The sequence below is a fragment of the Kitasatospora sp. NPDC048365 genome (assembly GCF_043200835.1).
GTDB classification, from domain to species: Bacteria; Actinomycetota; Actinomycetes; order Streptomycetales; family Streptomycetaceae; genus Kitasatospora; species Kitasatospora terrestris.
Window position 1 is genome coordinate 21,128 of record NZ_JBICYJ010000041.1, and the last position, 20,017, is coordinate 41,144.

Sequence of the window (20,017 nt, forward strand, 5' to 3'; positions counted from 1 at the left end):
GTCCCGACCCGGGACCGGCCGCGCGCCGGGGCCCCGGTCACGGCGTCCGCCGCGCGGTCGGCGGCAGGGCGGGTGCTCCTCGGCGGCGCGTCCGGCGGCCCGGTCCCGGCTGGGGCGGGACGGTGCCGGCGGGGCGGATCGCGTCGAGGGCGGCGGCGAGGGTGCCGGCGTCGACGTCAGCGAGCAGCGTGCCGTCCCGGCAGTGCGGCCGGCCGAGGCCGGCGAGCAGGACGGTTCCGGGGTGCCCGGTGCGGACGGCCGCGGCGAACGCGCCGGGGTCGACCGGGAGGTGGGCGGGGAGGGTGAGCGGGAGTCCGGCGCGGGCCAGCAGGTCGCGGTGGGCGTGCTCGTCGGCGCGGTCCAGCAGGCCGAGCCCGACCGCCGCCCGCGCGGCGACGAGCAGGCCCAGCCCGTCCGCGGCGCCCTCGCCGAGCACCGGCCCGGCGAGCCGGCGCAGCGCCCGCCCGGCGGTCCGCCCGTACCCGAGGGCCAGCCCGGGCCCGCGCTCCTGCGGGTCGTACGCGACGACCGCCGCCCGGGCGTCGGCGCACAGCGCGACGAGGGCGGCGAGCTCCCGGGGTGCGTACCGCGGCTCGGGCCGGAGCAGGGCCGCGACCTCCCGGTACCCGGCCGGGCAGACGGCCAGGACGTGCCGCGCGACCTCGGCCAGGCCGCTCGCCACGTCCGCGCGGGCCACCGCGTCCAGGTCGGCGAGGACCAGCTCGGGGGTGTGCCACACGCCGAACGCGCCGTCGCCGACGGCGTGCCGCAGCGACAGCGCGGGCCCGCACAGCGCGCCGAGGGTGGTGGGCACGTGCACCAGCCGGCTGCCGCCGTGGAGCAGTGCGGCGAGCACCCCGGCGCTCTCCCCCACCAGGCCGTCGCCGACGGCGACCAGCACGCCGCCGGGCCGGAACCCGGCGGCGGCCAGCCGCTCCGCGAGCCGCTGGACCTCCGCCAGCGAGGCGGCGCCGGCGGTGCGGACCACCGGCGCCCCAGGCAGCAGCGGCCGCAGCGCCGAGGCCGGAACGTCCGGGCCGGCGAGGACGGTGAACGGGCCGCCCAGCCGGTCGAGTTCGGCCCGGAGGAGGTCCGGTGCGCCGGGTCCGCCGCGGACGGCGAGGCGCAGCAGCGCCGGTCCGACCTGCAGCTGCCGGTCGAGGGCGACGGGACGGGTGGCGGCCATGGCGGCACTCCCCTTCCTGGGGTCGGTGCGGTACGACCTCCCCACCGTCGGCGGCCCGCCGACCCGGGCGCCTGAGCCGCCGGGCCCGGACCGGTCCCGGGCACGGCACCGGGCGCCGCGTCCCGTTCGGGAGGCGGCGCCCGGTGCGTCGGTCGGTCAGGTGCGGGTCAGGTCCGGTCTGCGGGGCGGGAGTTCGGCGCTGACGCGGTCCGGCAGGACGGTCAGGCAGAGCAGCTCGGCGCCGAACGGGCCGCCGTGCAGGTGGACGCGCCGCCCGTCGGGGGCCAGCAGCAGGTCGCCCTCGGCGAGGGTGCGGTGCGGCCGGCCGGGGCGGTCCAGCAGGGCGACCTGGCCGCGCAGCACGTACCAGGCGGCCTCGGTGCCGTCCCGGCCGGGCGGGTCGAAGCAGGCGCCGGGGCCGATCCGCAGGTGGTCGAAGGACTCGGTCTCGCTGTGCAGCATGCCCCTCCTGGCGAGGCAGCGGGTGCGCAGGCGCTGGGTGCCGGGTCCGAGGTGGACGGCGGGGTTGTCCCGCCCAGCGACGATCATGCCGGGTCGCCTCCTTCCACCAGGAGTTCGGCGTGGACGAGTTCGAGGCCGTCCAGTCCGGCGGCGAGCACCGCCCGGGTGCCGAGCGGCAGGGTCAGCGCCCGGCCGGGGCGGAGCGGGATCCGGACGTCGCCGATCGCGGCGCGGCCGGACCCGCCGGTGACGAACACGGTGTGCTCGACGGTGCCGGCGTCGAGCACCAGCCGCTCCCCGTACGGGAGTCGGCGGGCCTCCAGCAGGCGCAGCGGCCCGGTGAACACCGCCCGCGGGTCGATCGGGCCGACCCGGCGGAGGTCTCTGACGACGCGGTGGTCCGTCAGCGGCCCGCGGGGGTGCGGGACGGGGGCGGCGGGCATCTCGATCACCAGCCATTCCAGGGCTTCGTCGCCGAGGTTGCGCAGTCCGTGCCGGGTGCCGAGCCCGGTGAGGACGGCGTCCCCGGCCCTGACGGGGTGCGGGCGGCCGTCGAGGGTGATCTCCCCGTGGCCGGTCAGGAGGACGTAGACCTCCTCGGTGCGGGTGTGCAGGTGCTCCCCGCTGACGCCGCCGGGCGGGATCCTGGCCCACTCGACGGCCTCCCAGCCGCCGCCGAGGCCGACCCGGCGGGCGAGGCACGCCCACTGGGTCAGGCCCTCGGTGCCGTGCACGCCGTACACGTCGGCGGGTTCGCGGGTGTCCGCGACGATCACCGTGCGATGCATGCCAGTGCCTCCGTCTCCCGTGCGGCGGCCGCGAGTTCCCCGGCCGTGAGGTCGTCGACGAAGCAGCAGTCGCCGATCCCGAGCGGCAGCGGGAGCCGCTGCCGGCCGTCGCGGTGGCGGACCGTGTCGGCGAGCGCCGCGCCGAGGGTGTCCGGTTCGACCAGCGGGTGCCAGACCGGCAGGCCGAGCCGGCGCATCAGGGCGTGGATCCGGTCGCGCTGCCCGGTGTCCAGGTGGCCGCGGCGGTGGGCGATCACCGTGGTGAGGGCCATGTCCACGCAGACCGCCTCGCCGTGCAGCAGTTCGGGCAGTGCCCGCATCTCCACGGTCGGGCTGAACGAGTGGCCGTAGTCCATCGACCGCTCCAGCCGCTTCTCCCAGAGGTTGGGCTGCAGCTCGGAGAGCATGCCGTGGACGGCCCTGGTGAGCACCTCGGTGCCCGGGGTCGGCCCCTGGAAGCGCTCGGCGACCAGGGCCTCGCCGTGCCGGTCCAGCAGCTCGAACAGGCGGCGGTCCCGGACCAGCGCGATCTTCAGGATCTCCGCCGTGCCGTTGCTGACGTGCCGGGGGTCGAGGGTGGCGAGGAACGCCGGGTCGAGCAGGGTGGCGACGGCCGGGTGGTAGGTGCCGAGCCGGTTCTTGCCCTCGCCGAAGTTGACGCCGGTCTTGGCGCCGACCCCGGCGTCCACCAGGCCGATCAGCGTGGTGGGGATCCGGACGAACGGCGTCGAGCGGCGGTACAGGCTGCACGCCAGGCCGACGACGTCCATCAGCACGCCGCCGCCGATCGCCAGCACCGGTTCGCCGCGCCGGGCGATCCCGAACCGGTCCATCGCCTCGACGACCCGGTAGACCGAGTCCATCGTCTTGACCTGCTCGTGGGCGGGCAGCACGCAGATCCGGTGCTCGGTGCCGCGGGCCCGGAACCAGGCCCGGATCCGTGCGCCGTAGAGGCGGTCGACGGTCTCCTCGACGACCACCAGCCGGCGGCCGGGGGCGGCGCCCGCCTCCCCCAGCGCGGGGTTGCCGGGGTCCAGCAGGCGCGGGGTGAACCGCACCTCGTAGCTGACCGGCAGCGCGGTGGCGACCGTCCAGGAACTCACCGGCTCGCCGGTGGTGAACAGTCCGTGGGTGTGGGTGTCAGGTGTGCGCACGGGAGCGGCTCCTCGGGGTCTCGCCTGGTCGGACCTCCACCGTCGCCATCCCGACGTCCCGGTTTCGAGGGACGGCGAGCCCCTGATGGCCTGCGCCCGCGCGCGTACCGTGGAAGGCGGAGGCAGCTGCCATGTACACCGATCGGCGTGACGCGGGCCGCAGGCTGGCGGCGGAGGTGGTGCGCTCGCACCCGGAGGACCCGGTGGTGGTGGGCCTGCCGCGGGGCGGGGTGCCGGTGGCGGCGGAGGTGGCGCGGGCGCTGCACGCCCCGCTCGACATCTGCGTGATCCGCAAGCTGGGGGTGCCGTTCCAGCCGGAGCTGGGCATGGGGGCGATCGGCGAGGACGGCGCCCGGGTGGTCAACGACCCGATCGTCCGCGGCGCGGCCGTCACCCCGGAGCAGTTCGCCGAGGTGGAGCGGCGCGAGCGCGCCGAGCTGCACCGCCGGGCCACCCGCTACCGTCGCGGCCGCGCGCCGGTGGACCTGCGCGGCCGCACGGTGGTGGTGGTCGACGACGGCGTGGCGACGGGGTCGACGGCGCTCGCGGCCTGCCGGATCGTCCGGGCCCGGGGCGCGGCGCGGGTGGTGCTGGCGGTCCCGGTGGCGCCGCAGGACTGGGCGCAGCGCCTGGGCACCGAGGTGGACGCGTTCGTGTGCCCGCACACGCCGGGCCACTTCTGGGCGATCGGCGAGTTCTACGCGGACTTCTCGCAGACCTCCGACGCGGAGGTGGTCGAGCTGCTGGACGCGGCGCCGGAGGCCCCGGAGCCGGACCCGGAGCCAGATCCGGTCGAGGTCGAGCTGGCCCTCCCGGACGTCACCCTGCCGGGCGATCTCGCGGTCCCCGCGTCCGCCGCCGGCCTGGTGCTGTTCGCGCACGGCAGCGGCAGCAGCCGCCACAGCCCGCGCAACCGCCGGGTGGCGGCCGAGCTGAACCGCGCCGGCCTGGCGACCCTGCTGTTCGACCTGCTGACCGCCGAGGAGGAGCCGGACCGCCGGAAGGTCTTCGACACCGCGCTGCTGGGCTCCCGGCTGGCGGGGGCGGCCCGCCGGCTGCCGGCCGCGGTCGGCGGCCTGCCGGTCGGCTTCTTCGGGGCGTCCACCGGCGCGGCGGCCGCGCTGTGGGCCGCCGTCGAGCCGGACCTCGATCCGGTGGCGGTCGTCTCCCGGGGCGGGCGCCCCGATCTGACCGGCCCGCGCCTGGCCGAGGTGCGCACGCCGACCCTGCTGATCGTCGGCGGCGCCGACCCGGACGTGCTGGACCTGAACCGGCAGGCGCGCTCGGAGCTGCGCTGCGAGAGTTCGCTGCAGGTGGTGCCGGGCGCCGGGCACCTGTTCGAGGAGCCGGGCGCGCTGGAGGCGGTGGCGGACCTGGCGGTCTCCTGGTTCACCACGCACCTGCCGGCCGACAACTGAACAATCTGTACAGCGATGGCCCCCCTCACCTGCTCATCTTGCACACATTGATCAGCCCAAATCCGACCTGTTGCCCATCCATCCGGCAGGGGCCAAGCTCAGCGCAACCGACCTCGACGTGGAGGAAGCACCCATGACCGCCAACGCCGTTGAACTGACGCCCGAGGAGCTGGAGGCCGGCCTCACGGCCGAGCAGCTGCGCACCCTGGTGGGCCTGGTCGAGCACGACGCCGAGAACGACCCGTTCCCGGTCACCGCCCAGGACGCGGTGGTCTTCGTGGTCGGCAACGCCACCCAGACGGCGCAGTTCTACCAGGCCGTGTTCGGCATGGAGCTGGTCGCGTACTCCGGTCCGGAGACCGGCCGCCGCGACCGCAAGGCGTTCGTGCTGCGGTCGGGCTCCTGCCGCTTCGTGATCAAGGGCGGTGTGCTGCCGGACAGCCCGCTGCTGGACCACCACCGCCGGCACGGCGACGGCGTGGTCGACCTGGCCATCGAGGTGCCGGACGTGGACAAGTGCATCGCGCACGCCCGCGCCCAGGGCGCCACGATCCTGGAGGAGCCGAACGACGTCTCCGACGAGAACGGCACCGTCCGCCGCGCGGCGATCGCGACCTACGGCGAGACCCGGCACACCCTGATCGACCGCTCCCGCTACCACGGCCCGTACCTGCCGGGCTACGTCACGCGGACCTCCACCGTGGTCCGCCCCGAGGGCGCGCCGAAGCGGCTGTTCCAGGCGCTGGACCACGCGGTCGGCAACGTGGAGCTCGGAAAGATGGACGAGTGGGTCTCGTTCTACAACCGCGTCATGGGCTTCGTGAACATGGCCGAGTTCGTCGGCGACGACATCGCCACCGAGTACTCGGCGCTGATGTCCAAGGTCGTCGCCAGCGGCAACCACCGGGTGAAGTTCCCGCTGAACGAGCCGGCGATCGCCAAGAAGAAGTCCCAGATCGACGAGTACCTCGAGTTCTACACCGGCGCCGGCTGCCAGCACATGGCGCTCGCCACCAACGACATCCTCACCACCGTCGACGTGCTGCGCTCGCGCGGCGTGGAGTTCCTGAACACCCCGGACTCCTACTACGAGGACCCGGAGCTGCGCGAGCGGATCGGCAAGGTGCGCGTGCCGATCGAGGAGCTGAAGAGCCGCGGCATCCTGGTCGACCGCGACGAGGACGGCTACCTGCTGCAGATCTTCACCAAGCCGATCGGCGACCGGCCTACCGTGTTCTACGAGTTCATCGAGCGGCACGGTTCCCTGGGCTTCGGCAAGGGCAACTTCAAGGCGCTCTTCGAGGCGATCGAGCGCGAGCAGGAAAAGCGCGGCAACCTCTGAGTCGACAGGGAGATTCGTAGACCATGGCGCACTACCGGCAGCTGGGCAACGTCCCCCGCAAGCGGCACACCCAGCACCGCACCCCCGAGGGCGGCCTCTACTACGAGGAGTTGATGGGCGAGGAGGGCTTCTTCTCGGACTCCTCGCTGCTCTACCACAAGGGCATCCCGTCGGCGATCACGGCGGCCTCGGTGTGGGAGCTGCCGGACCAGTCCACCACCGCGAACCTCCCGCTGATCCCGCGCCACCTGAAGCTGCACGAGCTGTTCCAGGGCGCGGAGTGGAAGAACACCGACGTGGTGGCCGGGCGCCGGCTGGTGCTCGGCAACGCGGACGTGCGCCTGTCGTACGTCGTCGCCGGGGCCCCGAGCGAGCTGTACCGCAACGGGCTCGGCGACGAGTGCGTCTACGTCGAGTCGGGCTCCGCCGTGGTGGAGACCGTCTTCGGCAGCCTGGAGGTCGGCCAGGGGGACTACGTGATCGTCCCCCGGGCCACCACCCACCGCTGGGTGCCGGTCGGCGACGAGCCGCTGCGGGCCTACTGCATCGAGGCCAACAGCCACATCACGCCCGCCCGCCGCTACCTCTCCAAGTACGGCCAGCTGCTGGAGCACGCGCCGTTCTGCGAGCGGGACCTGCGCGGTCCGGTCGGCCCGCTGGTGGTGGACGGCGGCGAGGTCGACGTGCTGGTCAAGCACCGCGGCCCGGGCGGGGTGGTGGGCACCCGGTACACCGTGCCGCACCACCCGTTCGACGTGGTCGGCTGGGACGGCTGCCTCTACCCGTACGCCTTCAACATCGCCGACTTCGAGCCGATCACCGGCCGGATCCACCAGCCGCCGCCGGCCCACCAGGTCTTCGAGGGCAACAACTTCGTCATCTGCAACTTCGTGCCGCGCAAGGTCGACTACCACCCGCTGTCGATCCCGGTGCCGTACTACCACTCCAACGTGGACAGCGACGAGGTCATGTTCTACTGCGGCGGCAACTACGAGGCGCGCAAGGGCTCGGGCATCGGCCAGGGCTCGATCTCGCTGCACCCCGGCGGCCACACCCACGGCCCGCAGCCGGGCGCGTACGAGCGCTCCATCGGCGTGGAGTTCTTCGACGAGCTGGCGGTGATGGTGGACACCTTCCGCCCGCTGGAGCTCGGCGAGGCGGCCGGCGCCTCCGAGGACCCGAACTACGCGTGGACGTGGTCGCGGCGATGACGACCGTTCCCGCCCTCTTCACGGGCCTGTTCGACGACGCGGCGCTGTTCCCCCCGGGGGACGCGCCGCTCGCCGAGGCGGTGCCCGCGCACCTCGCGCACCGGTCCTCCCGGTACGCCGACGCGGTCGGCCCGTTCCTGTGCGGAGCGGGCCGGATCGGCGAGCTGGCCGAACTGGCCGGCTCCGACCTGCCGGTGGGCCTGGTGCTGCCGGGGGGCAGCGCCCAGCTCCCGGCGGCGCTCGCGGACGCGGCCGGCCTGACCGTGGTGACGGTCGAGCTGGCCGCGCCCGACGTCCCGGCGGCGGTCGCCGCGCTGGACGAGCTGCTGCCGATCGGCGTCACCGCGGCCGTCGAGATCCCGCGCACCGGGCGGCTGGAGGACCACCTGGACGCCCTGGTGGCCTCCCCCTACCGCGCCAAGTACCGCACCGGCGGCCTGAGCGCCGACGCCTTCCCCGACGAGGACGAGCTGGCCGCCTTCCTGGCCGGCTGCGCCGAGCGCGGCCTGCCGTACAAGTGCACCGCCGGCCTGCACCACGCGGTGCGGCACACCGACCCGGCGACCGGCTTCGAGCACCACGGCTTCCTGAACGTGGCGCTGGCCGCCCTCACCGGGGAGCGCAAGGCCGCGGCCGAGCTGCTCGCCGAGCGGGACGGCACGGTGCTCGCGGACGCGGTGCGCGGCCTGAGCGACCACCAGGTCGCCTACATCCGCCGCTTCTTCACCTCCTTCGGCACCTGCAGCATCACCGAGCCGCTCGAGGACCTGGACACGCTCGGCCTGCTGACCCACCCCCTGGAGGACCGTTGACCACCACCTGGCTCGACCTGCCCGCCGACTCCCCGTACGGCATCCACAACCTCCCGTACGGCGTGTTCACCGCCCCCGACCAGCCCGGCCGGCGGCGGATCGGCGTACGGATCGGCGACCTCGTGCTGGACGCCGGCGCGGCGGCCCGCGCGGTCGGCAGCCCCTCCGTGCTGCTGGACGCGGACAGCCTCAACCCGCTGATGGCGGCCGGCCGCCCGACCTGGACGGCGGTCCGCTCGGCACTCACCGGCTGGCTGTCCGACGAGGCCCACCGGCCGGAGATCGGCCGCTGCCTGCACGACCTCGCCGAGGTCGAGCTGCACCTGCCGTTCGAGGTCGCCGACTACGTCGACTTCTACGCCTCCGAGCACCACGCCACCAACCTGGGCAAGATCTTCCGTCCCGGCACCGAGCCGCTCACCCCCAACTGGAAGCACCTGCCGATCGGCTACCACGGCCGGGCCGGCACCGTGGTGGTCTCCGGCACCCCGGTGATCCGCCCGCACGGCCAGCGCAAGGCCCCCACCGACCCGCTGCCGTCCTTCGGCCCCTGCCGCCGCCTGGACATCGAGGCGGAGGTCGGCTTCGTGGTCGGCACCCCGACCGCGCTGGGCACCCGGGTGGAGCTCGCCGACTTCCGCGAGCACGTCTTCGGCGTGCTGCTGCTCAACGACTGGTCGGCGCGCGACATCCAGGCCTGGGAGTACGTGCCGCTCGGCCCGTTCCTCGGCAAGTCCTTCACCACCTCGGTCTCCCCGTGGGTGGTCCCGCTGGACGCCCTGGAGCAGGCCCGGGTCGCCCCGCCCGCCCGGGAGTTCGAGCTGCTGCCCTACCTGGACGACCGGGCCGCCGAGCCCTGGGGCCTGGACCTGACGATGGAGGTCGCGCTCAACGGCGAGACCGTCTCCCACCCGCCGTTCGCCTCGATGTACTGGACCGCCGCCCAGCAGCTCGCCCACATGACGGTCAACGGCGCCTCGCTGCGCACCGGTGACCTCTTCGCCTCCGGCACCGTCAGCGGCCCCGAGCCGGCCACCCGCGGCGCGCTGATCGAGCTCACCTGGAACGGCGAGCAGCCGCTGAAGCTGGCCGACGGCACCACCCGCACCTTCCTGGAGAACGGCGACGAGGTGACCATCACCGCCACCGCCCCCGGCCCGGACGGCAGCCGGATCGGCTTCGGCGAGGTCACCGGCCGGATCGTCCCGTAGCACCCCTCCCCGCGGCGGCACGCGCGTCAACCCCGTGCACGCAGCGCGCCGCCGTACGGGTGAGATTGTGGCCCCACCGGCCGGTCCTCCCCTAGAAGTTGACGCACCAGCGTCCCCCGAGCCGGGCATCCCACGCCCGGCACCGACGGGGACGCGCCGTTGCGGACACTCTCCCCCGGAGGACCCCCGATGAAGCTGCGCACCCTGCTCTACGGAGCCGCGTTCGCCGCCGCCAACCTGCTGCTGCCCGTGCCGCCGGCCGACGCCCTCGCCCCGTACCCGGCGCATCCGGCCCCGGCCGCCGCCGTACTCGTCGATCCGACGGCCCAGCACCCGACCCACTGCGTCCACGCCTTCCCGCTCGCCGCCGCCCACCCCTGCTGACCGGTCGCGCCCCGGCACCCGGGCCCGCCGCCCCGCGCGGCGGGCCCGGTACCGTTGCCGCCGGGGAGACCTCGATCAGCAAGGAGACAGCAACCATGGACGTGCTTTTCGAGCGGGACGGCCACGCCGGACGGATCGTCCTGAACCGGCCGCGGGCGCTCAACTCGCTGACCCACGCCATGCTGCGCTCCGTCCGCGAGACCCTGGACGGCTGGGCCGCCGACCCCGCGGTGGCCACCGTGGTGCTCACCGGCGCCGGCGAGCGCGGCCTGTGCGCGGGCGCCGACATCCGCGCCATGCACGACGACGCCAAGCAGGGCGGCGCCGGCTACCGCGGCTTCTTCCGCGACGAGTACCGGCTCAACGAGCTGATCTCCCGCTACCCGAAGCCGTACGTCGCCGTGATGGACGGCATCACCATGGGCGGCGGCGTCGGCCTCTCCGCCCACGCCGGCGTGCGGGTGGTCACCGGGCGCACCACGGTGGCGATGCCGGAGACCCGGATCGGCCTGGTCCCGGACGTCGGCGGCAGCCGGCTGCTCGCCCTGGCCCCCGGCGAGCTCGGCACCCACCTGGCGCTCACCGCCGCGTCGATGACCGCCGGCGACGCCCTGCACTGCGGCTTCGCCGACCACTTCGTGCCCGCCGCCGCGCTGCCCGCCTTCACCGCCGAGCTCGCCACCCGCACCCCCGCCGAGGCGCTGGCCGCGCACGCCGCCGACGCCCCGGCGAGCGAACTGGCCGGGCAGCGCGAGTGGATCGACGCCTGCTACGCCGCCGACCGGGTCGAGGAGATCGTGGAGCGGCTGCTGGACTGCGGCGTCCCGGAGGCCAAGGAGGCCGCCGAGCAGATCGCCGCCAAGTCCCCGACCATGCTCAAGGTCACCCTGGCCGCGCTGCGCCGGGCCCGGACGCTGGCCACCCTCGCCGAGACCCTCGACCAGGAGTACCGGATCTCCTGCGCCGCCCTGGCCCACCACGACCTGGTGGAGGGCATCCGGGCCCAGGTGGTCGACAAGGACCGCGACCCCCGGTGGCGCCCCGCGACGCTCGCCGAGGTCACCGAGGCCGCGGTGGCCGGATTCTTCACCACGCCGGTCGACGGCGAGCTGGGCCTCGGGTGACGATCGTCTCGCCTGGCGAGACTGGCGCCCGGGCGCCGGTTCGGAGATCGTATCCACCGTCAGTGAGCCGCAGGGCAACGCAAGGGAGTCAACGACGATGACCGAGTACGAGACGATCCTGGTCGACCGCAAGGGCCGGGTCGGGATCATCACGCTCAACCGGCCGAAGGCGCTGAACGCGCTCAACACCCAGCTGATGACCGAGGTCGTCGCCGCCGCCAAGGACTTCGACCGCGACCCGGAGATCGGCTGTCTGGTGATCACCGGTTCGGAGAAGGCCTTCGCGGCCGGCGCCGACATCAAGGAGATGCAGGACAACCGCTTCCCCGACGTCTACCTGGACGACTGGCTGGGCCCGTGGGACGAGCTGGGCCGGCTGCGCAAGCCGGTGGTCGCCGCGGTGGCGGGCTACGCGCTCGGCGGCGGCTGCGAGCTGGCGATGCTCTGCGACATCCTGCTGGCCGCCGACACCGCGAAGTTCGGCCAGCCGGAGATCAAGCTCGGCGTCATCCCCGGCATCGGCGGCTCGCAGCGCCTGACCCGCGCGGTCGGCAAGGCCAAGGCGATGGAGCTGTGCCTGACCGGCCGGATGATGGACGCCGAGGAGGCCGAGCGGGCCGGCCTGGTCTCCCGGATCGTCCCCGCCGACCAGTTGCTGGCCGAGGCGATGGCCACCGCCGAGACGATCGCCGCGATGTCCGCCCCCGCCGCGGTGATGATGAAGGAGTCGGTGAACCGGGCCTTCGAGACCACCCTCGCCGAGGGCGTCCGCTTCGAGCGCCGGCTGTTCCACGCGGCCTTCGCCACCGCGGACCAGAAGGAGGGCATGACCGCCTTCGCCGAGAAGCGCCCGGCGAACTTCAGCAACAAGTAGGCGGCCGGCGGCGGCCCGGCATCACTGGATCAGCCGGGCCAGCCCCGCCCGGGTGGCCGCCACCACGATGCGGTCACCCGGCTCCAGCGCCCGCGCCCGGTCGGCGAAGCTCCACTGGTACTCCTCCGGCCACCGGGCGAGGCGGACCGCCACCACCCGCACCCCGCCGCCCTCCTCGATGGTGCGCAGGTTGCTGCCCAGCAGGCCGGACCCCTCGTCGGCGGCCAGCTCGGCGATCAGCAGCACGTGCCGGTACACCGAGAGGGTGCCCAGCACCTCGCGCCCCATCAGCGCGGCCGCGAAGGCCGGCGCCGCCAGGTAGGACACCGAGCGGGAGGCCACGTTGCCGAGCGTGGCGTACACCCGGCGGGCGAACTCGTCGTCGAACAGCCGCACCACCACCCGCACCTCGGGCCGCATCGCCCGGGCCTCCAGCGCCGCCTCCAGGTTGGCCGCGTCGTCACGGGTGACCGCGACCACCGCCCGGGCGTGCTTGGCCCGCGCCCGGGTGAGCTGCGCGGCCAGCGGGCCCTCGCCCATCACCACCGGCAGCCCCAGCGCCCGCGCCGCCGCGATACCGCGCGCCTGCGGATCCCGCTCGACGCACACCACCGGCACCCCGGCCTCGTGCGCCACCGTCGCCACCCGGGTGCCGACGTTGCCGAGGCCGACCACCACCACGTGGTCGCGGGTCCGGGCGCCGGGCGAGCGCGGGATCCCGCGGCGGCCGCTGGCCAGCGCCTCGACCGCGATCGCGGTGGCCACCGGCACGAAGGTGATCCCGCAGAAGGTGATCAGCACCTGGGCCGCCCTGGTCCACGCGCTGCCCAGCAACTCCTGCCCCGGCAGGTCGGGTTGGGCGGCGCCGGCGACGTCCAGCAGGCTGTAGTAGACGGTCCAGCCGAGGTCGCCGCTGTGCCACCAGAGCACCACCGTGCCGAGCAGCACCGCCGCGAACGCGGTCGACAGCACCACCCGCAGCCGGACGCTGGTGAAGTACCGCAGGACGTCCTGCGCCCACCAGCGCAGCCGCTTCCGGAACGGGATCGGCAGCGGCGGCTCGGTGGTCAGCGCCTGCAGCGCGGCGACCTGCCCGCGGTCGGCCGGCTCCCGCAGCGGCGGGCGGCCCAGCTCGATCGGGCTCTCGTCGCTCATCCGGGTGGCCAGCTCCACGTACTCGGCCATCCGGCTCTCGCCCTCCGGGAGGACCCGCATGGTGCTCAGGTCCTGCGGGTCGATCCGGTCGGCGACCAGGCAGACCTGGTTGTCGCGGATGTCCTCGCCGTACGCGACGTACAGGTAGCGCTCGCCGACCTGCACCGAGTTCGGCCGGCCCAGCGCGCCGTTGGCGAACGCCGGGGCGGCGGTCGCCGAGGCGGACAGCGCGGCGCAGTTGGGCAGCAGCTTCTCCAGGTGCTCGCCCAGCCGCTGGTTGAAGACCCGCAGGACGATCCGGATGCCGTGGTTCCGGTTCTCGGCGGTCAGCGCAGCGTGGATGTTCTCCTGGTCGGTGGCGTCCATCAGCGCGATCCCGACCGCGCCGTCCACCCCCGCCGAGCGCAGTGCCTCCTCGGTCACCGCGCCGGACTCCACCACCGCGGCCAGCCCCTCCAGCCCGGCGATCCGCGGCCCGTGCTCCCGGGCCAGGTCCGGCACCAGCGCCACCACCGGCACCTCGTACTGGTCGAGCAGCTCCTCGATCAGCCGATGGGCGAGCGCGTTGCCGCCGCAGACGATGTAGTGCCCACTGAGCTCGGCCTCAGGGGTCCCCCGCCCTTCCTCCGTCATACCGTCAGATTCTAGTTCACCCGTTCGGCCCCGAAGGAAGACGGCAGATGGCCGACGGGCAATCAGTTGCCCCGACCGACCATCCGAACGGGTGTGCCCGCGATGCCGTCCGTCCGTTCCGCCAGGAGAGTGGAAAGGTCCAGCCCTCCGCCCTTCAGGAGTCACCATGGCCACCGCACCCACTCCGACCCCGGAATACCCCGGTCTCGACGGGCCGCTCCAGCGACTGGCCAAGATCGCCTGGGAGGCCGTGCTGATCGGCGGCCTGATCTCCCTGGCCCTCGGCGTCGTGGTCATCGCCTGGCCGAAGGAGACGCTGACCGTCATCGGCGTGCTCTTCGGCATCTACCTGCTGGTGATCGGCGTCGTCCAGCTGGTCGCCGCCTTCGGCACCCACGTCTCCACCGCGATGCGGGTCCTGGCCTTCATCAGCGGCGCCCTGTGCGTGATGCTCGGCCTGCTCTGCTTCCGCAGCGCCGTGCGCTCGCTGGTCCTGCTCGGCCTGTGGATCGGCATCGGCTGGCTCTTCCGCGGCATCACCCAGCTCGCCGCGGCCGCCTCCGACCACGCCATGCCGCAGCGCGGCTGGCAGATCTTCGCCGGCGTGCTCAACGTGCTCGGCGGCATCCTGCTGATGGTCTGGCCGGTGGAGTCGATCACCGCGCTCGCCGTCCTGACCGGCTGTGTCCTGCTGGTCCTCGGCCTCGTCGAGATCGTCACGGCCTTCCGGATGCGCAGCGCCGCCAAGGGCCTACCGTCCGGTGCCTGAGCCCTCGGTCCTGCTCGACCCCGGCCCTGCTCGACCTCAGTCCTGCTCGACCTCAGTCCTGCTCGACCCGGGCGAAGGAGGTGAAGTGCGAGACGGTCGGCGGGTGGTCCAGGAAGTTGAGCTCGCCCTCGGCCCACACCGGGCGGATCCGCCACATCGGCCCGGCGTACGCGCGCAGGGCGTCCTCGTCGCGCCACCGGGTGATCATCCGCACCCGGTGGTCGCCGTCGACCAGGGCCCGCAGCAGCTCCCCGCCGAGGAAGCCCTCGCGCTCCGCGATCGTCGGCAGCACCTCCGCCGCGAGCTCGGCGCAGAACTGCTCGATCCGGCGCGGCGACACCTGCGCCTCCCAGATGCGGACGATCATGGTGGCCTCCTCAGCCGGGCCCCTGGGCCCATTATCCGTTCGGACCGCCGCCGATTGCCGGGTGGCTGCGGGCGGCGAAGACTCGATCACGCAGCTGTGTCCGAACGTCCCGAGAACAGGAGTCCTTCCATGGCGGTCTGCGTGGTGTGCAACAACGACTACTGGCTGTCCTTCGAGATCAAGACGATCACCGGGGACATCTACACCTTCGACAGCTTCGAGTGCGCGATGGAGAAGCTCGCACCGCGCTGCGAGCAGTGCCAGGTCCGGATCGTCGGCCACGGCGTAGAGGTGGCGGGCAGCTTCTTCTGCTGCGCCAACTGCGCCCGGGCCAACAGCGAGCTGGGCGCCCAGATCCGCGACGCGGTGGGCGCCCACCCGTCCTGAGCCCGGGTCACAGGCGTGCGTGCGAGCCGATGTCGGCGGTGAACTCCTCGATCATCGCGGGGGTCACCGTCGGCCGGCACTGGGCGATCGCGGCGAGGTAGTCGTCCGTGGTCGCCCCCGCCGTGTCCGGGCCGCCGCCGCTGTCGGCGGGACGGGCCAGGTCGCGCTCGAAGGCGGTCTGGGCGGCGATCCGGGCGGTGTGCTCGATGTCCGCGGGGGTGAACAGCTCGCTCGCCGCGACCAGGGTGTCCAGGTCCACGTCGGCGCGGGTGGCCGCGTACCGGGACCAGATCGCGGCCCGCGCGGCCGCGTCCGGCGTACCGATCGGGATCAGGTAGTCGAAACGCCCGGGGCGCAGGAACGCCGGGTCCAGCGAGCGGATCGAGTTGGTCGCGCAGACCAGCAGCCGCTCCTCGCCCTCCCGGAAGCCGGGGATCAGCTTGAGCAGCTCGTTGGTCACCCCGTGCATGCCGCCCGGCACCCCCTCGGTACGGACCGGGGCGATCTCCTCCACCTCGTCGATGAAGACCAGCACCCGCTCCAGCCGGGAGATCCGGGCGAAGGCGGTGCGCAGGGCGGCCGCCAGGTTGCCCTCGTCGGCGAGCCGGGAGGGCAGCAGCTCGACGAACGGCCAGCCCAGCCGGGAGGCGACCGCCCGGGCGAAGGTGGTCTTGCCGGTACCGGGCGGCCCGAACAGGGCGATCGCCCGGGGCGGCCGCACCCCGTGCCGGGCGGCCCGCTCCGGCTCGGCGAGCGGGCTGACCACCCGACGCTCGATCAGCGACTTCTCCGCCGCCATGCCGGCCACCTTCGCCCACAGGTCGCCGGGCAGCAACCGGCCGCCGAGCTCCTCCATCAGGCCCTCCAGCGGCCCGGTCGGCGGCTCCGCCTTCTCGAAGTACGCGACCGCCGGCCGGCGGGTGTAGCCGGCGTTGCGCAGGCCCTCGCCGAGCTGCTCCTCCTCCGGCAGCACGTAGGCGATCCGGCGGACCCGGCGCTCGACCAGCCGGCGCTCCAGCTCGCGCAGCAGCCCGCTGGCCAGGCCGCGCCCGCGCCAGGCCGGGGCGATGGCGATCCGCATCACCCAGGCGCGGTCGCCCGCCAGGTGCGCCAGCGCGGCGCCGATCGGCGCGCCCTGGCTGACCGCGACCACGGCCGGCTGCCGGGAGGTGAGCGCGGTGATGCACTCGGCCAGCGAGAACACCGACTCCTGGCCGAGCTCGGCGGTGGTGTCGATGAGGTGGACGACCGCCGCCAGGTCGTCCTCGCGGTAGTCGTGGATCAGCCAGTCCATGCCGGGGCCCGCTCTCTCGTGCTCGGTGGTCCCGGAACGGTAGGCCGAGGCAGGTCGGCGGGGCGCTCGACGGCGCGGACAACGGCGCGGGTGCGAACCGTACGGATCGCGGGTGGCCGTACCCGTCAGTAGTCGAACCTCAGGGCCCGCACCCGGTGGTCGAAGCTGGACGGGATCAGCTCCGGCTCGCCGACCGAGCGCAGCTGGGGCAGCCGGTCGTACAGCTCGCGGAAGAGCACCTTCATCTCCTGCCGGGCCAGGTAGGCACCCAGGCAGAAGTGCGGGCCGCCGCCGCCGAAGCCCAGGTGCGGGTTGGGCGAGCGGGTGATGTCGAAGGCCTCCGGGTCGGTGAAGACCGCCTCGTCCCGGTTGGCCGAACCGAAGAACAGCACCACCTTGTCGCCCTCGCGCAGCCGGTTGCCGTGCAGCTCGAAGTCGGTGGCCACGGTGCGGCGGAACTGGATGATCGGCGTGGAGTACCGGACGATCTCCTCCACCGCGGTGCCCAGGTGGGTGTCCGGGTCGCCGAGCAGCAGGGCCCGCTGCTCGGGGTGCGCGGTCAGCAGGTGCAGCCCGTGGGCGAGCGCGTTGCGGGTGGTCTCCACGCCCGCCACCAGCAGCAGCGAGAAGAAGGCGCCCAGCTCCCGGGAGTTCAGCCGGCGGCCGTCCACGTCGGCGGTCACCAGGGCGGAGATCAGGTCGTCCGCGGGCCGGCGGCGGCGCTCCCGGCCCAGCGCGGCGATCACCGACTGCATCCGGGCCAGCGCCCGCAGCCCCCGGCCGGGGACCCGGATCCGGCTGCGGGCCACGCCGGTGTTCTCCGAGGCGTGGTTGACCAGGGCCAGGATCTGCCGGCGCTGCCGGTCCGGGATGCCCATCATGGTGCAGATCACCTGGTACGGGAGCTCGGCGGCGACCGCGGTGACGAACTCCTCGGGGCGCCCGGCCACCACCCGGTCGACCAGCCCGGTCGCGATCTCCCGGATGGAGTCCTCGACCCGGGCGATCAGCCGCGGGGTGAACGCCCGGGAGACGATCCGGCGCAGGTCGGCGTGGCGGGGGTCGTCCAGGTTGACCATCGAGTCGCCGAACACCGTCCGCACCCAGCGGGCCGGCTCGGGCGTGGTGACACCCGGCCCGCTGAGGAACACCTCCGGCGTACGGCTGGCGGTCACCACGTCCGCGTGCCGCACCAGCGCGTGGAACGGCCGGCCGGTCGCCCGGTCGGTGAAGACCACCGGCGCGTCCAGCCGGCGCAGCTCGGCGAACGCCGCCGCGCGGTCGGGCGCGGGCAGCCGCCAGAACTCGGGGTCGCCGAGGTCGATCCCGCTCGGCGTGTGGACGCCCGCCGGTGCACTCATGCAGCACGTTATGGCGCACCGGCGGAGGCGATGTCAAATCCCGTCAGCGGGACGGGAGTTGGGACTATTGTCCGATCATCATGACTTACGGAAGGCGTCCGGCACGTCGGAGGCGCCGGGTGCGTCGCCCGTCTCGTCGTAGCCGGTCTCGTCGTGGTCGTCCGTCTGGTCGCGGTCCGTCTCGTCGTCGGCCTCCTCGCCCGACTCCTCGACCGGAGCCAGGTCGCGGGCCAGCAGCGTCGCGCCGGCCACCGCGCCCGGCATCGCCAGCACCGTCAGGAACGGCACCAGGAACAGCAGCGCCAACGCCGCACCGAAGCCCACCGCCAGCGGCAGCCGGCGGCGCAGCATCCGCAGCCGCTCCTTCTGCGCGAAGCCCCGGCGCTGCAACGCGACGGCCGACAGCTCCACCGTCAGGAAGTAGCCCGACACGCAGATGCCGATCGCCGGCACCACCGTCTGCCCGACCACCGGGATGAACCCGCACAGGAACAGCGCCACACCGAACGCCGCCACCCGCAGCAGCACCGCCAAGCTGTCCCGCGCCGAGACCAGCAGCTCCCGCCAGAGCGGCACCTCCGGCTTGGCCGGCGCGCCGCCCTCCGACTCGTCCACCTTCTCGCACAACGACTCGTAGAACGGCTGCCCGACCAGCAGCGTCACCGCCGTGAACGTCACCAGCGCCAGCAGCCCGCCGGAACCCACCACCGCCACCGAGACCGCGCCCCGCACCAGGCCCTGCCAGGGCGAGCCCCAGCCGTCCGCGAACGGCGTCGCCCAGTCGGCGATGTCCCCCGACCAGACGATCAACGCGGTCATCACCGCGACGTACCCCACCAGGGTGATCAGCGCCGGAATCATCCCGAACGCCCACCACCGGCCGTGCCGCGCCACCCACCGCTGGCCCTTGAACAGATAGCCCAGGCCCGCCCCGAAATCTCGCATGCGCGAAGCCTACGGTCAGGGCCCCGGACCGCTCGGGCGGGGTGCCGCGTGGGTACGAGTCGGGAGGAGGGCCGCGACGGCCGGCGCAACGGCCGGTACGACGGCGGCGCGACGGCGGCACGACGGACGGACCGAGCTGGAGGACCGATGGACCCGGAGAACGACGCAACGCGGATGCTGGCGGTCGCCGTCGAGGAGGCCCGCACCGGGCTCGCCGAAGGCGGCATCCCGATCGGGGCGGCCCTGTTCGGCCCCGACGGCGAACTGCTCGGCCGCGGCCGCAACCGGCGCGTCCAGGACGGCGACCCGTCCATGCACGCCGAGACCGCCGCCTTCCGCAACGCCGGCCGACTGCGCGGCTACCGGCACACGGTGATGGTCACCACGCTGTCACCCTGCTGGTACTGCTCCGGCCTGGTCCGGCAGTTCGGCATCGGGCGGGTGGTGATCGGCGAAGCCCGCACCTTCAGCGGCGGCCACGACTGGCTCGCCGAACACGGCGTACGGATCACCCTGCTCAACGACCCCGAATGCGTCCGGATGATGAGCGGCTTCATCACCGCGCAGCCCGAGCTGTGGTTCGAGGACATCGGCGAATGACCGCGCCCGCCCGCCGGAAGCTTCCGGCGGGCGGGCGCGGTCGTCCCTCGTCCTGACGTCAGGCCGTGCGGACCTCGGCAACGGCGGCGCCCAGCGCCTCCTTGATCCGGGGGCCGAGACGGGCGAACCCGAGCTCCTTCATGGCGGCCCGGAGCAGCTCGTCGTCGGACCGGGTGCTGCCGTCGGTGTCCAGCCACCGCACCAGCGCGACCAGCTCCGCCGGCTCGTACGCGGTCACCGGACGCCCGGGCACGACCTCCGGCCGCGCCGGCCGCCCACCGGCCTCGACAACCGCCTCCGGCTCAGCCACAGCCACGGGCTCGGCCTCAACCTCGGCAACAACCTCGACGACCGGCTCCGGCTCAACCTCAGCCACCGGCTCGACGACCGCCTCCGGCTCAGCCGCAGCCACGGGCTCAGCCTCGACCTCGACGACCGGCTCGGGCTCAACCTCAGCCACCGGCTCGACGGCCACCTCCGGCTCAGCCGCAGCCACGGGCTCAGCCTCGACCTCGACGACCGGCTCGGGCTCAACCTCAT

21 protein-coding genes are annotated in these 20,017 nt (G+C 74.1%); 11 read left to right on the forward strand and 10 right to left on the reverse strand.

The window, feature by feature from the left end; translation table 11 throughout:
- Positions 1–37 precede the first annotated feature (37 nt).
- From ACGFX4_RS31980 to ACGFX4_RS31995, 4 genes are all read right to left on the reverse strand, one after another.
- A complete protein-coding gene (locus tag ACGFX4_RS31980) occupies positions 38–1,186 on the reverse strand; it encodes a hypothetical protein (RefSeq protein WP_393081856.1) in 1,149 nt (382 codons plus the stop codon).
- Positions 1,187–1,342: 156 nt separating this feature from the next.
- The gene (locus tag ACGFX4_RS31985) at positions 1,343–1,735 is read right to left on the reverse strand and encodes a hypothetical protein (RefSeq protein WP_393081859.1); all 393 of its coding nucleotides are present in this window, start codon (positions 1,733–1,735) and stop codon (positions 1,343–1,345) included.
- A complete protein-coding gene (locus tag ACGFX4_RS31990) occupies positions 1,732–2,436 on the reverse strand; it encodes a cupin domain-containing protein (RefSeq protein ID WP_393081862.1) in 705 nt (234 codons plus the stop codon). The genes ACGFX4_RS31985 and ACGFX4_RS31990 overlap by 4 nt, the downstream gene beginning before the upstream one ends.
- Complete coding sequence (locus ACGFX4_RS31995) at positions 2,421–3,590, reverse strand: sedoheptulose 7-phosphate cyclase (RefSeq protein ID WP_393081865.1); 1,170 nt, start codon at positions 3,588–3,590, stop codon at positions 2,421–2,423. The genes ACGFX4_RS31990 and ACGFX4_RS31995 overlap by 16 nt, the downstream gene beginning before the upstream one ends.
- A 131-nt stretch (positions 3,591–3,721) precedes the next feature.
- Here ACGFX4_RS31995 and ACGFX4_RS32000 point away from each other — a divergent pair, with 131 nt between their 5' ends.
- From ACGFX4_RS32000 to ACGFX4_RS32035, 8 genes are all read left to right on the forward strand, one after another.
- Positions 3,722–5,008: a phosphoribosyltransferase family protein gene (locus ACGFX4_RS32000; protein WP_393081868.1), complete on the forward strand. Its 1,287-nt coding sequence runs from the start codon at positions 3,722–3,724 to the stop codon at positions 5,006–5,008.
- Positions 5,009–5,141: 133 nt separating this feature from the next.
- Positions 5,142–6,350 carry a 4-hydroxyphenylpyruvate dioxygenase gene (gene hppD / locus ACGFX4_RS32005; RefSeq protein WP_393081871.1) on the forward strand — a complete coding sequence of 403 codons (1,209 nt, stop codon included), beginning with the start codon at positions 5,142–5,144 and terminating at the stop codon, positions 6,348–6,350.
- A 23-nt stretch (positions 6,351–6,373) separates the two neighbouring features.
- Positions 6,374–7,561, forward strand: a complete 1,188-nt coding sequence (locus tag ACGFX4_RS32010) for a homogentisate 1,2-dioxygenase (protein WP_393081874.1) — start codon at positions 6,374–6,376, stop codon at positions 7,559–7,561.
- Complete coding sequence (locus tag ACGFX4_RS32015; protein WP_393081876.1) at positions 7,540–8,373, forward strand: hypothetical protein; 834 nt, start codon at positions 7,540–7,542, stop codon at positions 8,371–8,373. Before ACGFX4_RS32010 ends, ACGFX4_RS32015 begins: the two co-directional genes overlap by 22 nt.
- Positions 8,370–9,584 carry a fumarylacetoacetase gene (gene fahA, locus ACGFX4_RS32020; RefSeq protein WP_393081879.1) on the forward strand — a complete coding sequence of 405 codons (1,215 nt, stop codon included), beginning with the start codon at positions 8,370–8,372 and terminating at the stop codon, positions 9,582–9,584. Before ACGFX4_RS32015 ends, fahA begins: the two co-directional genes overlap by 4 nt.
- 189 nt (positions 9,585–9,773) lie before the next feature.
- The gene (locus ACGFX4_RS32025; RefSeq protein WP_393081882.1) at positions 9,774–9,968 is read left to right on the forward strand and encodes a hypothetical protein; all 195 of its coding nucleotides are present in this window, start codon (positions 9,774–9,776) and stop codon (positions 9,966–9,968) included.
- Between the two features lie 95 nt (positions 9,969–10,063).
- A complete protein-coding gene (locus tag ACGFX4_RS32030) occupies positions 10,064–11,092 on the forward strand; it encodes an enoyl-CoA hydratase/isomerase family protein (protein WP_393081885.1) in 1,029 nt (342 codons plus the stop codon).
- A gap of 97 nt (positions 11,093–11,189) precedes the next feature.
- Positions 11,190–11,966 (forward strand): enoyl-CoA hydratase, encoded by a 777-nt coding sequence (locus ACGFX4_RS32035; protein WP_393081888.1) that lies wholly within the window; start codon positions 11,190–11,192, stop codon positions 11,964–11,966.
- A gap of 21 nt (positions 11,967–11,987) precedes the next feature.
- Here the strand turns inward: ACGFX4_RS32035 and ACGFX4_RS32040 are convergent, their stop codons facing one another.
- Positions 11,988–13,754: an NAD-binding protein gene (locus ACGFX4_RS32040; RefSeq protein ID WP_393081891.1), complete on the reverse strand. Its 1,767-nt coding sequence runs from the start codon at positions 13,752–13,754 to the stop codon at positions 11,988–11,990.
- Positions 13,755–13,920: 166 nt separating this feature from the next.
- Between ACGFX4_RS32040 and ACGFX4_RS32045 the strand changes: the two genes are divergently transcribed.
- Positions 13,921–14,523, forward strand: coding sequence for an HdeD family acid-resistance protein (locus tag ACGFX4_RS32045; protein ID WP_393081894.1), 603 nt, complete (start codon positions 13,921–13,923; stop codon positions 14,521–14,523).
- A 52-nt stretch (positions 14,524–14,575) separates the two neighbouring features.
- Here the strand turns inward: ACGFX4_RS32045 and ACGFX4_RS32050 are convergent, their stop codons facing one another.
- Entirely contained in the window at positions 14,576–14,890 is a 315-nt protein-coding gene (locus ACGFX4_RS32050) for an antibiotic biosynthesis monooxygenase family protein (protein WP_393081897.1), read from the reverse strand.
- 129 nt (positions 14,891–15,019) lie between these two features.
- On the opposite strand from ACGFX4_RS32050, the gene ACGFX4_RS32055 reads away from it, so the two are divergent.
- Positions 15,020–15,277 carry a Prokaryotic metallothionein gene (locus tag ACGFX4_RS32055; RefSeq protein ID WP_393081900.1) on the forward strand — a complete coding sequence of 86 codons (258 nt, stop codon included), beginning with the start codon at positions 15,020–15,022 and terminating at the stop codon, positions 15,275–15,277.
- Between the two features lie 7 nt (positions 15,278–15,284).
- Here ACGFX4_RS32055 and ACGFX4_RS32060 read toward each other — a convergent pair whose 3' ends face one another.
- From ACGFX4_RS32060 to ACGFX4_RS32070, 3 genes are all read right to left on the reverse strand, one after another.
- Entirely contained in the window at positions 15,285–16,571 is a 1,287-nt protein-coding gene (locus ACGFX4_RS32060) for a GNAT family N-acetyltransferase (protein ID WP_393081903.1), read from the reverse strand.
- 125 nt (positions 16,572–16,696) lie between these two features.
- On the reverse strand, positions 16,697–17,932 hold the full coding sequence (locus tag ACGFX4_RS32065; RefSeq protein ID WP_393081906.1) for a cytochrome P450: 1,236 nt from the start codon (positions 17,930–17,932) through the stop codon (positions 16,697–16,699).
- Between the two features lie 78 nt (positions 17,933–18,010).
- A complete protein-coding gene (locus ACGFX4_RS32070; protein WP_393081910.1) occupies positions 18,011–18,877 on the reverse strand; it encodes an EI24 domain-containing protein in 867 nt (288 codons plus the stop codon).
- A gap of 147 nt (positions 18,878–19,024) precedes the next feature.
- On the opposite strand from ACGFX4_RS32070, the gene ACGFX4_RS32075 reads away from it, so the two are divergent.
- Positions 19,025–19,477: a nucleoside deaminase gene (locus ACGFX4_RS32075; protein WP_393081913.1), complete on the forward strand. Its 453-nt coding sequence runs from the start codon at positions 19,025–19,027 to the stop codon at positions 19,475–19,477.
- Positions 19,478–19,535: 58 nt separating this feature from the next.
- Here ACGFX4_RS32075 and ACGFX4_RS32080 read toward each other — a convergent pair.
- The coding region (locus ACGFX4_RS32080; RefSeq protein WP_393081916.1) for a hypothetical protein at positions 19,536–20,017 on the reverse strand (482 nt) is incomplete at its 5' end.